Annotated in this window: 12 protein-coding genes; 2 read left to right on the top strand and 10 right to left on the bottom strand. The window is 57.3% G+C overall.

Annotation, left to right across the window (positions count from 1 at the left end; all coding sequences use genetic code 11):
- The first annotated feature begins 82 nt into the window (after nt 1-82).
- Nucleotides 83-3448, top strand: a complete 3366-nt coding sequence (locus ACFOOP_RS13810) for an amidohydrolase family protein (RefSeq protein WP_379881703.1) — start codon at nt 83-85, stop codon at nt 3446-3448.
- A gap of 157 nt (nt 3449-3605) precedes the next feature.
- Here ACFOOP_RS13810 and ACFOOP_RS13805 read toward each other — a convergent pair whose 3' ends face one another.
- The 10 genes from ACFOOP_RS13805 to ACFOOP_RS13760 form a co-directional block, all read right to left on the bottom strand.
- The gene (locus ACFOOP_RS13805; protein ID WP_379881702.1) at nt 3606-4025 is read right to left on the bottom strand and encodes a hypothetical protein; all 420 of its coding nucleotides are present in this window, start codon (nt 4023-4025) and stop codon (nt 3606-3608) included.
- An 89-nt stretch (nt 4026-4114) separates the two neighbouring features.
- The gene (locus ACFOOP_RS13800; RefSeq protein ID WP_379881701.1) at nt 4115-5128 is read right to left on the bottom strand and encodes a hypothetical protein; all 1014 of its coding nucleotides are present in this window, start codon (nt 5126-5128) and stop codon (nt 4115-4117) included.
- 116 nt (nt 5129-5244) lie between these two features.
- Nucleotides 5245-5937, bottom strand: coding sequence for a 50S ribosomal protein L1 (gene rplA / locus ACFOOP_RS13795; protein WP_379881700.1), 693 nt, complete (start codon nt 5935-5937; stop codon nt 5245-5247).
- A gap of 4 nt (nt 5938-5941) precedes the next feature.
- Entirely contained in the window at nt 5942-6370 is a 429-nt protein-coding gene (rplK, locus tag ACFOOP_RS13790; protein ID WP_379881699.1) for a 50S ribosomal protein L11, read from the bottom strand.
- 741 nt (nt 6371-7111) lie between these two features.
- Nucleotides 7112-7924, bottom strand: a complete 813-nt coding sequence (locus tag ACFOOP_RS13785; protein ID WP_379881698.1) for a class I SAM-dependent methyltransferase — start codon at nt 7922-7924, stop codon at nt 7112-7114.
- Between the two features lie 2 nt (nt 7925-7926).
- The gene (locus tag ACFOOP_RS13780) at nt 7927-9240 is read right to left on the bottom strand and encodes a pyruvate dehydrogenase complex dihydrolipoamide acetyltransferase (RefSeq protein ID WP_379881697.1); all 1314 of its coding nucleotides are present in this window, start codon (nt 9238-9240) and stop codon (nt 7927-7929) included.
- Nucleotides 9241-9302: 62 nt separating this feature from the next.
- A complete protein-coding gene (locus tag ACFOOP_RS13775) occupies nt 9303-10112 on the bottom strand; it encodes a hypothetical protein (protein ID WP_379881696.1) in 810 nt (269 codons plus the stop codon).
- Nucleotides 10113-10183: 71 nt separating this feature from the next.
- Nucleotides 10184-10651, bottom strand: a complete 468-nt coding sequence (locus ACFOOP_RS13770; RefSeq protein WP_379881695.1) for a GFA family protein — start codon at nt 10649-10651, stop codon at nt 10184-10186.
- Nucleotides 10641-11093 (bottom strand): hypothetical protein, encoded by a 453-nt coding sequence (locus tag ACFOOP_RS13765; protein WP_379881694.1) that lies wholly within the window; start codon nt 11091-11093, stop codon nt 10641-10643. The genes ACFOOP_RS13770 and ACFOOP_RS13765 overlap by 11 nt, the downstream gene beginning before the upstream one ends.
- A gap of 4 nt (nt 11094-11097) precedes the next feature.
- Complete coding sequence (locus tag ACFOOP_RS13760; RefSeq protein WP_379881693.1) at nt 11098-12498, bottom strand: pyruvate dehydrogenase complex E1 component subunit beta; 1401 nt, start codon at nt 12496-12498, stop codon at nt 11098-11100.
- A gap of 276 nt (nt 12499-12774) precedes the next feature.
- Here ACFOOP_RS13760 and ACFOOP_RS13755 point away from each other — a divergent pair, with 276 nt between their 5' ends.
- Nucleotides 12775-14589, top strand: a complete 1815-nt coding sequence (locus ACFOOP_RS13755; RefSeq protein WP_379881692.1) for a DUF885 domain-containing protein — start codon at nt 12775-12777, stop codon at nt 14587-14589.

The following is a 14589-nucleotide window of genomic DNA, read 5'->3' as shown; positions in this document are numbered from 1 at the left end:
CGCCCAAAAACTTTTGGCCGGTTGCGGTTCTGCTGAGTCCTATAGGGCATCAAGCAAAGAAAAATCATTAGTGGGGCGCTTCATGGATCGATTTCGTTTGTCAGCCGCAATCTTCGCGGCCTCGACCGTCTTTTTCCTCTCAACGGCGGCGGTTTTCGCCGCTGCGGCGCAAGAGCCGGATGATGCTGCGGTTGAGGACCCGCAAGCGGAGCTCGAATGGGACACCACCCTCGCCCGCGGCAAGACCCGCGAAATCGACTTTGAGACCAGCGAAGGCACCTTCATGTCCGCGGATGTTTCTCCGGACGGGAAATGGATCGTCTTTGACCTCCTCGCCAGCGTCTACCGGATGCCGATATCCGGCGGGAAAGCCGTAAATCTGACCGTCGACAGCGGCGTCGCCACCAATTATCACCCGCAATATTCACCAGATGGAAAATACATCGCGTTCATTTCCGACCGCAAAGGCCAGAGCAATCTCTGGATCATGAATGCGGATGGCTCGAACCCGGTGCAGATCTGGCAGGATCTCGACGCCCGGTATCAGACGCCCGCCTGGAGCGCCGACAGCCAATACATTTTTGCGCGCAAACAATCGCTCTACAAAGCGGGCGCAAAGCCGGAAGAAGGGATCTGGATGTTCCATCGCTCTGGCGGCAAAGGCGTTCAGATTGTCGGCGAAGGTCAGCCGGAAGCGTCATGGCCCTCCCCCTCGACCGACGGTAAATTTCTCTATTTCGAAGTCACGACCGGCCCCAAGGCCTGGGGCGGGCGCCATGACGCCCTCATGGGCGAGATGCAGGTTCGCCGCCTCGATCTGCAGACCGGCGAAATCCGCGAAGAAAGTCAGGGTGTTCTCGCCCAGCAGCGGCGCTGGTCAAGCGGCGGCATGGCCGCGCCCGAAACTTCGCCGGATGGACGCTATATGACTTTCATCCGTCGGATGCCGGACGGGCTCATCTCATTCAAAGGCCATGAGTTCGGCCCGCGCACTGCGCTCTGGCTTCGCGACCTTGAGACCGGTGAGGAACGCATCCTCATGGACCCGGTGGAGCAGGATCTGATCGAAGGCTCCAAGGCGCTCCGCGTTTTCCCGGGCTACAGCTTTACGCCGGACGGCCGCTCAGTCGTGGTGGCGCAAGGCGGAAAGCTTCATAAGGTCGACGTGAAAAGCGGGACGGTCGCGACGATCGACTTCACCGCCCGCGTCCATCGCCAGATCTCCGGACAGGCCTACAGATCATTCCGCATTGAAGACGCGCCTTTCGAAGCGAAGTTCATCCGCTGGGCCGCCGCGTCTCCGAACGGCAAGACGCTCGCCTTTCAGGCTGTCGGTAAAATCTGGATACAGTCTCTACCAAACGGCAAGCCGAAACGCCTGACCAATCTTGGCGATGACATTCTCGAATTCGGCCCCGCGTGGTCGCCAGACGGACGCAGCATCGCTTTTGTAAGTTGGGACGATGGCGAGCGCGGCCAGCTATGGAAGGTCGCCGCCGGCGGCGGATCGCCAAGGCGGCTTTCAACCGAAGCGGGCGAATACGCCAACCCCGACTGGAGCTCAGACGGCAAGAAGATCGCTGTCGGCAAGGGCGCCAATTACACGGCCCGCGGACGCAACATTTCCAACAATGCATGGTGGAACATTGCGGTCTTTTCCGCCAGTGGCGGCGCGCCGGAGATCGTGGCGCAGATAGACTATATGAATGGCTTCGGCGATCAGCGGCAGCAATTGCCGCGGCCGATCTGGGGACCGGAAGGTCGCATCTTCTTTCTGCGCGGCGCCCCGCGCGACGAGGCCGCCTTTGGCGGCGATCCGTTCTCCGAACTTGTTTCTGTCGCGCCGGCGGCGACCCTCGATCCGCCGCGCATTCATGCGCGCTTCAACTACGCCGATGAGGCGGCGATCTCACCCGACGGCAGTCATGTTGCGTTTCTTGAAGGCGACAACGTCTATCTTGCGCCGCTTCCCTATAATGCGTCCGCCGGAAAACCGGTTGTCCTGACGAAAAAGGAAGACGCCACAAAACTGCCGGCAAAAGCGCTGTCGACCACTGGCGGGCTCTATCCCAACTGGCGCGATAGCCGCACTGTCGAGTTCAATTCGGCGAAGATCTATTACAGCTATGATCTCGGCGCAGAGAAGACGCAGGAAACAAAAATCTCCCTCACGGTTCCGCGCAACACGCCGAAAGGACGGATCGCGTTCACGAACGCCCGCATCATCACCATGAACGGCGAAGAAGTGATCGAAGAAGGCGCGCTCGTCATTGACGGCGCGCGCATCACCTGTGTCGGCGATTGCAATACGGCTGGTGCGGACCGGATTATCGACGCTCAGGGCAAGACCATCACGCCCGGCTTCATCGATATGCATGCGCACCATAACCGCGAATATAACGGAATGATGCCGCGTCATGGTTATGAAAACGCGTCTTATCTGGCCTATGGCGTGACCACGACCCTAGACAATTCCATGTGGTCGCAAAATGTCTTCAGCAATGCGGAGATGGTCGAGGCCGGCATGCTGATTGGGCCGCGGCAATTCTCAACGGGCGATCCGCTCTATAATCGTGACGGGCCGCGCAACAATTTGCTGACAAGTTATGAGGCTGCTGAAAACGAAATCGCTGCGTTGAAATCATGGGGCGCAGTGATGCTGAAGCAATATATGCAACCGCGCCGCGATCAGCGCCAGTGGGTCAGCGATATTGCCCGCAAGGAAGGATTGATGGTGACCGCAGAAGGCGGCGACCTACCTTATAATCTCGGCATGATCATGGACGGCCAGACCGGGTTCGAACACCCCTTCGGGATTGTGCCGCTTTATAGCGACGTCACTAAATTTTTCGGCGCCGCCAACACCTATTACTCGCCGACCTTTGTGGTTGCAGGGCCCGGCATCTGGAACGAGGAATTCTTCTGGCAGGAGTCGGAAGTCTGGAGAGACGAGAAACAGCGCCGCTGGCTGCCCTGGCGATCGCTAGTCACGCACACGCGCCGCCCGATTGTACGGCCAATGACCGATTACAGCTTCCCGCTTATCGCTCAAGGCATGGCGGACATCATCGCAGAAGGCGGCCACGGCGTCATCGGCGCCCATGGCCAGCAACACGCGCTCGGCTCCCAATGGGAGATCTGGATGGCGGCCTCAGCAATGGGCCCCCATGGCGCGCTTGATGTGGCGACACGCCAGGGCGCCAGCTTCATCGGCGTACTCGACGATCTCGGCACAATCGAGAAAGGCAAGTTGGCCGATCTTGTCATTCTCAACGCGAACCCGCTCGAGAACATCCGCAACACCGCCGACATCCAGTATGTGATGAAAGGCGGCGTTCTGTTCGAAGCCGACACGATGGACGAAGTCTGGCCGAGCGCAACGCCATTCGGGCCGTATTACTGGGTTGACGAAGAAATATATCGCAGTGGCGTAAAGTCAGCTGACTAAACGGTTCGAACGCCGCATCCCCCGAGCGGCGAAACGGCGGGCGACAATCATGCGCCCGCCGTTTTTTTAGCGATGGTTATGTGTAGCTCTGCAAGGCATTCGGCCCCGGACCTCGACTTTTATGTCCGCCTGCCTGGTCTCAAGTAGCCAAAGGGGATCAGACCGCAGGCGGCGCGCGCGAGGGCAAAGGCGGGCCAGCATTGGAACGGACGAAAACCGGGACATCAGCGACATTTATTAGCGACGGCTGCAACAGCATCGCATTCGGAATATAGGTGAGCGCCTTCGCAACACCGCCAGAGCATGAGCCTGAAGCACAAGCGTGGCATGGACTTTTGCTGGAATGGTCTTCTGTAGGCGCGTCAAAAGGCGACGGCTCGCCGGTCGCCTCTACCCAGCTTAGGGTTTTGACGCCGTCGGGCGTACACATGACGAGGGCAAAGCCATCGCCACCTTGCGCGAATGAAGCCCCAGCCGGGAGAAGCTGCGAGACAGAAAACAGGGATAGGATCACGCGCAATAAGGTCATGCGCGAAACGAACTTTCGCCATCCTCGATGCTTTGTGAAACGGGTCACTGCAGCCTGCTCCCTCGCGTAAGAAGAGAATAAACGCCGTTTCGGCGCGCGCGGCAATCAGCGGGATAAGGGTTTAGTGACGCAGGCTCTTAAATGACCGGCGGCGGCGTGGTTGCGGCAAGATCATCGGCTGGCGGCGTATCAAGATCGGCAAGCGTGGCGTGATGGTAATGTTCGTCAGGCGTTTCCACAACCGGCGCCTCGACGACTTCTTCATTGAAGTCGCTAGCATGATCATCGCCAAAATCCTGCGTTAAAGCATCTATCGATTGATCTAAGTCAATGACACTGTCTTCAACATCGTCAGCCAGCACATGCATGTCATGAGACGCCGCTTGTGGGGCGGAATGCTCAGTATGCGCAACACCTGCATCAACAGACTGATGGGCGCTGTGATCACCATGCTCCATGGACTGATGCGCCGACATGTTATGGGCGCCGCCATGCTCAACGTGTTCAACATCTTGTGCAGAACCATGCTGGGCATGAACCTGCGGATCACCCGCCGTCGCGCTCGCATGATGGCCGTCATGCTCAGCGCTCATCATGTGATGTGCGCCATGCTGGCCTGCATGCCCGGTATGCGACGCAGTATGGCTGGCGCCTTGCGCGCCCGAACCATGATGCGACCCGTGAGACGCCATCAACACTTCATGGCCTTCATGGCCGCCAGCATCGCCGTGGCCTCTGTGATCGCGCGCATAGACATTGGTGAAGCGCGACGCAAACGGATCTGCGAGATAAGATGCATGACCTTGATGGCTGTCATGATCATCGCCGGAACCCAAACCATCATGGTCATGCGCTGCTTCCGCATAAGCCTCGCCCGGCAGGCAAAGTTCAGAGAAGGCCGAAAGATCATCCACGGCCGTCAGCCCGTCGAGCGGGTCAAATTCTTCTTCTTTCGCCGCGACCGAAACAAGAGACGCACTGATCGCCGCCGTCAGGCTCAGTGTCGGCGATTTTCCTTTTATGAGCGCAGTCTGAAACGCATCGCACGCCTTGCGGTCCTTTAGAAACGACGCAAGAGCGGCAATGTCAGACAAGTCCGGATTAAGCGCCTTGGCGGGCATTAACGGAAACTCCACGAACCAGTAGAGCATGGAATAGGCTGTATTCCTTGAAAATCAGATCCGCCGATGCCGACAATTTTATGGGTCAACACAAAAACGGCCCCGTTCTCACGGGGCCGTTTTCAAATTTCAATTCTTAACAGGGCTTAAGCCGCGCCAGCCGTTTCGACCTTAACGCCGGGGCCCATGGTGGAGGAGATCGCGATCTTCTTCACATAGGTTCCTTTGGCGCCGGCGGGCCGGGCCTTGGTCACCGCGTCAATGAACGCCTTGGCGTTCTCGGCGATGGCTTTTTCGTCAAAGCTCGCTTTGCCGATGCCGGCATGGACGATGCCGGCTTTTTCAACGCGGAACTCAACAGCGCCGCCCTTGGAGTCCTTCACCGCCTGCGCCACATTCGGCGTTACAGTGCCAACCTTCGGGTTCGGCATGAGGCCGCGGGGGCCAAGCACTTTACCGAGACGGCCGACAACGGCCATCATGTCCGGCGTCGCGATGACGCGGTCGAAATCCATGAAGCCTTCCTGGATTTTCTCCATCAGGTCTTCAGCGCCGACGATGTCTGCGCCTGCGGCCAGCGCTTCTTCAGCCTTCTTGTCTTTCGCGAAGACGGCGACGCGCACTGTGCGGCCCGTACCGTTTGGCAAGGAAACAACGCCGCGCACCATCTGGTCCGCATGACGCGGATCAACGCCGAGATTCATGGCGATTTCGATCGTTTCATCGAATTTCGCCGTCGCATGCTTTTTCACTTCCGCCACTGCATCCTCAACAGAGTAAAGACAGTCACGTTTGATCGCCTTGCGAGCGGCGTGAATTTTCTTTCCTGATTTCGCCATCGTCTTACCCCTGCACCTCAAGGCCCATGGCCCGCGCTGAACCCATGATGATCTTCGTCGCCGCATCGAGATCGTTGGCGTTGAGATCTTTCATTTTCGCTTCAGCGATTTCACGGCACTGCGCCGTTGTCACTGTACCGGCGACCGCCTTGCCGGGCGTCTGACCGCCCTTTTGCAGCTTCGCCGCCTTCTTGAGGAAGTAAGACGCCGGCGGCGTCTTCGTCGCAAAAGTGAACGACTTGTCGGAAAAGATGGTGATGATGGTCGGAACCGGCATCCCTTTTTCCATTTCCTGCGTCTTGGCGTTAAACGCCTTGCAGAATTCCATGATGTTGAGACCGCGCTGGCCGAGCGCCGGCCCGATCGGGGGTGACGGTGTCGCCGCTCCCGCCGGCACCTGAAGTTTCAGGTAGCCTGAGATTTTCTTCGCCATTTTATAGCCTTCTCGTTTAATCTGGCGGAAACCGACTTAACGGCGACCGCCCGTTGAAGGGACGCGGTGCAGTTCAGCCTGGACTTAAGCTGAAAACCTCCCGCGAAAGCCGGGCTCATAGAGGAGACCAAGCGTCACCGCAAGAGCGAAACCGACGGATTTTGAAGGGAAAAGCCAAAAGAATACGGGCGGCCCCTATGGGGGACTTGGGGCCGCCCGCGATTGATACGCAACGATACGCTACAGATACGCAACTGAATTTTCGAGAAACTGGCGGAACCGCCATCTCTAGTGATGTTATACAATTACATTCTTAAAGATGCAAGGCGGTGAAAAATTCCCCTCAGAGGGGAGAAAGAAACGCTCTGAGGGGAAAGTTCAATCGGAGAAACCTGCACCCGGCCGGTATGAGAGGGAGGAAACATTCCCGACCAGACGCAACGTCTTACTCAATACGAGGGGCGGCGAGGCGAAATCAGCACGGGGGAGAGAGAAGGCTGACCGCCTCGCCTACGCGCGGTTAAACACAACGCCCTCGCGATGAGTGGAATATTGCAATTGATTGGCCAAAAGTCGCGGCAAAAATGTGTTCTTTTTGCGATGCAAGATCACGTATTGTTATAATATCTTACTCTCACCATGAGCATAAATTATTCAGACCCTTGATATTTATGTGTTTTTGTAAAATTTCAATTTACTTCAATTCCGGCCGGGTTTTGTAATATTTCGCAAGCGCAGCAATTACGATCTTTTGGGCGCCAACTCCGCATCGATGATGTTCACGAAAAGCTCCCTCACCCCCGGGATCGCGGATAACCCCGGCAGGTTCGCCGCCGTGCGATCACGCCGTCGCACCGGAACCAAGCCGCATTCGGCGATCAGCTGTTCGAACTTGGCGACCGTCATCCGGTTCATGCCCGGCGACCAGCTCTCCGCTCCGTCATCCCGATAAAGGCTGCGAATGCGGAACACGGTTTTTTCCGGAAACACCAGATTGATCCAGGGCGCGCGGGTGAAGAAATGCATATGATGGCCATAAGGCGCCATCCATAAGGGACCGAAACTGAGATAGATCCGCCCGCCTGACGCCAATGCATTTTTCATTTCGCGGAGGTTCTCCGCAGGCTGAATAAAGTGCTCCATGGCGTTAAGGGATATCACCATGTCGAATTCGCCTGCGATGGTTTCGGCGAAAGATACGTTGGTCACGCCTTCCTTTGACGCAAGCGACTGGCCATGAGCGCGGCGGTTCGCTTCGATCTCGACGCCAAGCACTTTCGCCGCCCCGGCTTTCGCCAGCGCCACCGACTGAAACCCGTCGCCGCACCCGTAATCGAGCACACGTTTGCCTTTGATGCTTTCGGTGAAACCGGGAAAGGCATTTTCCAGCGGCGCAAGCGCGGACTCCACCGTCCATTGCTGTGTGGGCGCCTCATAGTTCGATGTCTTGTCGACGTCGTCAGGGTGATCGGACAGCGCGAGCAGAATACGCTCGCCGAAGCTCAATGGGCCGAGATGTTCCGATGCAATGTGGAATTTCCCCCGCCGCGTCATCGTTAGAGAAGCATCGCAGCCGGTTCTTCAATGAACGCCTTGAAGGCGCCGAGAAACTCTGCGCCGACCGCGCCGTCGACGACCCGGTGATCGCAGGTCAGCGTCACCGTCATCATGGTCCGGACAACGATCTCGCCATCGCGGACCACAGCGCGCTGCTCGCCAGCGCCAACCGACATGATGGCGCCATGGGGCTGGTTCACGATCGAGGCGAAGCTGGTGATCCCGAACATACCGAGATTGGAGACGGAGAATGTGCCGCCTTGATATTCCTCTGGCTTCAGCTTTTTCTGGCGCGCACGGCCCGCCATATCTTTCACTTCGGCGGAAATCTCTTTCAGGCCTTTTTCTTCAGCCTTCCAGACGATCGGTGTGATGAGGCCGCCGTCAATCGCAACGGCAACGCCGATATCGGCATGCTTGTGCAACAGGATCGCTTCATCGGTGTAAGTGGCGTTCGCCGCCGGCACTTTTTTCAACGCCATGGCCGACGCCTTGATGATGAAATCATTCACCGACAATTTGAAAGCGTCGTCACCGTCTTTCGGCGAGGTCGCGTTAATGCGCGTACGGGCCGCCAGCAGGGTGTCGAGCTCCACATCGATATTGAGCGGGAAATGCGGCACTTCCTGATTGAAGCTCTGGGTGAGGCGCTTTGCGATCACCTTGCGCATACCATCCAGTTTCACGGCGGTGTAGCTGTCTTCCGGATAGAGTCTGGAATCCACGGACGCGGGCGATGGTTTGAACGCAGCTGCAGGCGCTGCTTTTCCGTTCCCCTCTTTCATCACTTTTTCAACATCGCGCTTGACGATGCGGCCATGGGGGCCGGTGCCGCTCACAGCAGAAAGGTCGACGCCTTCCTGACTAGCGATCCGCTTGGCGAGCGGCGACGCGAGAAGGCGGCCGTTGGATTTTTGCGCTGGCGCAGATGCGGTCTTTGATTCTGGCGCCGCGGCGTCTTCCGCCGGTTTCGACTCCGCCTTTGGCGTTTCGGTTTTCGGCGCAGCCTCACCGGCTCCACCGCCGCCGCCAGTTCCAAGCGCACTTACATCGATATCGCCGGCGCTTTCGCCATCGTCGAGAAGAACAGCGATCGGCGCGTTCACCTTCACATTCTCAGTGCCGGCTTCGACAATAATTTTTCCGACGGTCCCTTCGTCCACCGCCTCGACTTCCATGGTCGCCTTGTCGGTCTCGATTTCCGCGATGACGTCGCCGGAGGAGACTTTGTCGCCTTCCTTGACGTTCCATTTGGCGAGCGTGCCTTCTTCCATGGTCGGCGACAGGGCGGGCATCAGGATTGGGGTTGGCATCTTTTATCTCTACTCGGCGTTTCTCTTGGGACGTATCATGAGGATCGTGGCGAAAACAACAATCATTCAAAGACATATCGCGGCATTCCAAACCGGTCGCGCAGCCAGTCTGAAAGGCGTTGATAGACCCGTAGGGGCTTCAAGTCGATGAAATGAGCGATGCTGGTGTCATGCGCAACCCAGCCTTTGGCCCATAGACGGTTCATGACGCGAAAGCCGGTTGGCTTTTTCAGGAGGCCGCGTCCGGCGGCAAGGTCGAAATCAATGTCTTTTGCGAGATAGGTCGTCGCCATGACGGTCCCCTCTTCCGCAGTATAAGAGACTGGCTGAAGCCCATTTCTTGCCATGGCGGCCGAAAAATAGGGCTGATCCGACAGGCCGTCGCCCCGGCGTGGGCGCGTTTCAATCAAATCGGGGTGCCGTTCCGCAAGGTACGCGCGCGCGTCGCGAAACATTTTTTCGCCGCCGCTGTTTTTTCTGAAAAACAGGGCGCCGCAATTTCCCGCGACGAAATAATCAACGCCCGCCGCCGCCATCATGGCTTTAACATCGCAGCCATAATAAGCGCCGGAGGTGCATGTGACGCCCGACAGGTTGAAATCCTGCACTCCATATTTAGCCCAGTGCCGGTCCATGTCGCGCTTCATGATCAGGCAGTCGGCGTCCACATACATCGCTTCCGCATAAGGCGTCGGTTCATAAATGCCGAGCTTGATCGTCACACCTGGATAGTCGTCAGGATTTTCGAAGGGCGCACAGTGATCGAAATGCGCGGCGACACCGTCCGGCAATTCATCACCGTTTTTGTATAGCAGCGTCACCGGCCGAGACGGGTCGTTCAGCTTGACGGACAGCGCAAGATTGGCCGCCATTTCGAAAAACTTCCGCGGCCCATAAGCCATGGTTACGTAGCCTTGGGATATTAATGTCGGCGCTGATTCCATCAGGCTGACGCCTGTACATCGTGTGGGCCGAAATTGGCGGCGGCAAGATCAGGGTTTGCAAAACGCGTCGGCGTCCATTTTTCAAACCGGCGGCCTATGCGTTTTTCCGTGGTTTCGGCGCCGTATTCCATGGGCGCTTCAGCAATGTCGAGAAACTCTTTCATGCTGAGGCCGACAACATTGAGCGTCGACACGATCCGCTCGCCCTCGCCCATGACCGCCGCGATATAAACGCCGCAATTTTTGCAGAGAAGAAAATCGGCGGTGCGAAGCGCGAAGGTGTAGCGCCTCACATTTTCCGGCGCACAATCGATGGTCGTTATACCTTCCGGGTCAGAGATGTTGATCGCGCCATGAGCGCGGCAGAAAGCGCACTGACAGGTCCGAACGCCCAGCGCCTCCGGCGTCTTTTCCGTTTCAAAAGACGCTTTCAGTTTCCCGCAATGGCATTGGCCATTATATATCATCACTCTCGCTCGGCTCAGAATAGGACGCCATCAACTCGCACTCGGAATGAAAGTTGATCTGTTGATTGCAGTCTATGTCCGCACAACGTTCTGAGTAGCCCAGCAACTTCACAATTCCTGGCTTAAAATCATTTTTGTTGGCATGAAGAACTATTGAATTCGGCGGAAAATATTTTGTCGGTTCAGCAATACTCTCTTCAAAATTGCTTTCCCAGCCATCAGCACCATACCGGTCAACATGCGCCGATACGATTTCTTTGCCATCGGTGTGGCTTACCAACACCAACTCACCAAAATACTCCGCAAATTGCTCCGAATGACTTTCCTTGCATTGTCCTGTTAATTTCAGCACCTCAATCTTATCAACAAGTGTTTGCTTGTCTGATTTGGAGCAAGCAACCAGTGACAGCGTTAGTAAGATTGAAAACAAACGAAGTTTCAATTTATCAGTCCCTATACATCACCGTCTTCACCGCCTTCACGATCTTGTCCGCATTCGGAAGGCTCAGGACTTCGAGATTGGCGGCGTAGGGAAGCGGTGCGTTTTCCTGGGTGACGCGCGCAGGCGGCGCATCGAGATAATCGAAAGCGTGTTGCGTCACCTGCCAGCCAACTTCGGCGCCGACGCCGCAGGGCGCCCAGCCTTCTTCTACCGTCACAACGCGGTTAGTCTTCTTGACGGACTCCAGAACGGTTTCCACGTCCATGGGGCGAAGCGTACGCAGATCGACGACTTCAGCGGAAATCCCTTCTTCGGAGAGCTTCTCGGCGGCTTCGAGTGAAAACTTCACGCCGCGCGAATAGGAAACGATAGTGACGTCAGTTCCCTCCCGCGCGATCTTCGCCTTTCCGATCGGCAGCACCCAGTCATCGACTTCGGGCACATCCATGGTGTCGCCATAGAGCAGCTCATGCTCCAGAAAGACGACCGGGTTCGGATTGCGGATCGCGGCTTTCAAAAGGCCTTTCGCATCCGACGCCGAGTAAGGCGAAATCACGATGAGGCCGGGAATGTTAGAATACCACGCGGCGTAATCCTGAGAGTGCTGCGCGGCGACGCGGCTCGCGGCGGCGTTGGGTCCGCGAAACACGATGGGCGAACCCATCTGCCCGCCGGACATATAGCGCGTCTTCGCCGCTGAATTGATGATGTGGTCAATCGCCTGCATGGCGAAGTTCCAGGTCATGAATTCGACGATGGGTTTCAGCCCGGCGAAGGCGGCGCCGACGCCCAGCCCAGCAAAGCCATATTCGGTGATCGGCGTATCGACTACGCGACGCTCGCCAAATTCCTCCAGCAACCCGCGGGAGACTTTATAGGCCCCCTGATATTCGGCGACTTCCTCTCCCATCAAAAACACGTCTTCGTCGCGGCGCATTTCCTCGGCCATGGCGTCGCGCAAGGCGTCGCGGATCGTGGTCGGAACCATCTTCACATCGGCGGGCAATTCCGGATCAGCAGCAGCGGTGACTTTGGGCTGCGGCGACGCGGGCGTTTCTTCCGCCGCCGGCTCATCACGGTCCTCGGGCGGCGCTTCCGCCTTCGCCTCTTCCTTAGGAGCAGCGCCATTCAACTTTGAGACGTCAATATCGTCGGCGCTTTCGCCGTCATCCATGAGAACAGCGATGGGATCGTTGACCTTTACATTCTCGGTGCCTTCGGCGACGAGAATTTTCCCGATGACCCCCTCATCCACCGCCTCGACCTCCATGGTGGCCTTATCGGTTTCGATTTCCGCAATTACGTCTCCGGAAGAGACCTTGTCTCCCTCCTTCACATTCCACTTGGCGAGGGTGCCCTCTTCCATGGTCGGCGAGAGGGCTGGCATAAGGATCGGCGTTGGCATTGATATGTCTCGACTTTCGATCTGGGACCGGAGAGGCCTCCCGGCGCCGCCCTTCCTAGCCGCTGCCTTGGTGAGCGGACAAGGGCTAATCTGCGGCCCTGAATCCAGTAAATAGAGGCAGAATTTGTTGACGCGGCGCAAAAACGAACCCGAAAACGCCCTTATAAGCGATGAACACGCGCCTGAACGCGACGGTGCGAACTCGCCACGCCCCGAAAACGGCGCCATAGTCGGCGTCAGGGGACAATTCGCGAACGACCTTGGAGGGGCGATTCCATGAGACTGATTGGAAGAATTTTTGGCGGGCTCTTCTTGCTCGTGATTCTGGCTGTGGCGGGCGCCGCCATGTGGTTCTGGTTCACGCCAGTCGGGATTAACAATTATGTTAACAAAGCGACCATCGAGTTGGCCATCGACTCGCCTGAACTGCTGACCGGCCTTGGGATGATCGACAACACTCCGCTCGATTTCCATTCGGGCAAGCTTGCCGATTACACCAAGGCGCAGGATGACAAGTCGATCGCCAAGCTGAAAAAGGGCCGCGCCGGTCTCGACAAATATGGGCCCGACGGCCTCGAAGGCCAGGAACTGCTGACCTACAAAATCACGGCCTGGTTTCTCGACGACATCATCCGCCAATCCGAATATGAATATGGCGGCTATCGCGTGGTGCAGAATTCCGGGCCGTTCGTCGATTTGCCGCAATTCCTCACAGACACCCACGTCATCAAGAACGAAAAGAGCGTCAAACGCTACATTTCGCGTATAGAGGAATTCGGTCGTGTGATGGGCGAAGTCAAAGCCCGCGTCGAGGACGACCGCGATCACGGCGTCGTTCCGCCGGATTTCATCATTGAGAAATCGATTGGCGTGATGGAAGCCTTCATTGAAGGCGGGGCCAGCGAAAACCCGCTGGTGACGACCATGCCTGCGAAACTCGATGAAATTGGCCTCAGCGACGACAAAAAAGCCGATTACATGGCGCAGATTGAGGCTGCTGTCGAAACCCATGTGATCCCGGGCTATGAAGCGATGATCGCCTTGTACGAAGAAATGCTTCCGGGCGCCTCCCATGACGCCGGCATCTGGCGCATTCCCGACGGCGACAAAATTTACGCCAATGCGCTGAAGTCGAACACCACCACCGACATGACCGCCGATGAAATCCACAATGTCGGCCTGTCCGAGGTGGCGCGCATCGAACAGGAAATGGATGCGATCCTGGTCGCTGAAGGCTACACGGAAGGCTCCGTAACGGACCGCGTCAAAGCGCTTATGGCGGCGCCGGAACAGAACTATCCGAACACAGACGAAGGCCGCCAGCAGATGCTCGATTATCTGGTGGAGCTGAATGAAGAAGTGATGGCGAAAGCGCCGGATTTCTTCGTCACCCTACCCGATCAGCCGTTGGAGATTGTCCGGGTGCCGGTCTATTCGCAGGACTCTGCGCCGGGCGGCTATTACAATCAGGCGGCGATTGATGGGTCACGTCCTGGCCGGTTCTACATCAACCTCAAAAACACCACCGACAATCCGCGCTGGACATTGCCGACGCTGCTTTACCATGAAGCAGCCCCCGGTCACCATTTCCAGATTTCGGTGTCACAGAAGATGAAGAACGTGCCGCTCTTGCGCACGCTCTCGCCTTTCTCGGCCTACACCGAAGGCTGGGCGCTCTACGCCGAACGCCTCGCGTCGCAGGATATGGGAATGTATGACGACGACCCGCTCGGTGATCTCGGCCGCTTGCAAGCCGAGATGTTCCGCGCCGTGCGCCTCGTCGTCGACACCGGCATGCACGCGAAAAAATGGTCGCGGGAAGAAGCGATCGCCTACATGATCGAAAAAACCGGCAACACAGAGGACGAAGTGACGCGCGAGATCGAGCGTTATGTGGTCTGGCCGGGTCAGGCCACCGCCTACAAGACAGGCCAGCTTGCAATCCTCGATATTCGAGCAAAAGCCGAAGCCGAGCTTGGCGACAAGTTCAGTCTCCGTGACTTCAACGAGATGATCCTCATCAACGGCGCCATGCCGCTCGATATCCTGCGGGACGTCGCCGACGACTGGATCGCAGAACAAAAAGCCTAA

The sequence above is a fragment of the Hyphococcus aureus genome (assembly GCF_042643165.1).
GTDB lineage: Bacteria > Pseudomonadota > Alphaproteobacteria > Caulobacterales > Parvularculaceae > Hyphococcus > Hyphococcus aureus.
The sequence above is the reverse complement of the archived record's forward strand: the minus strand, read 5'-3'. Positions and strand labels throughout refer to the sequence as shown.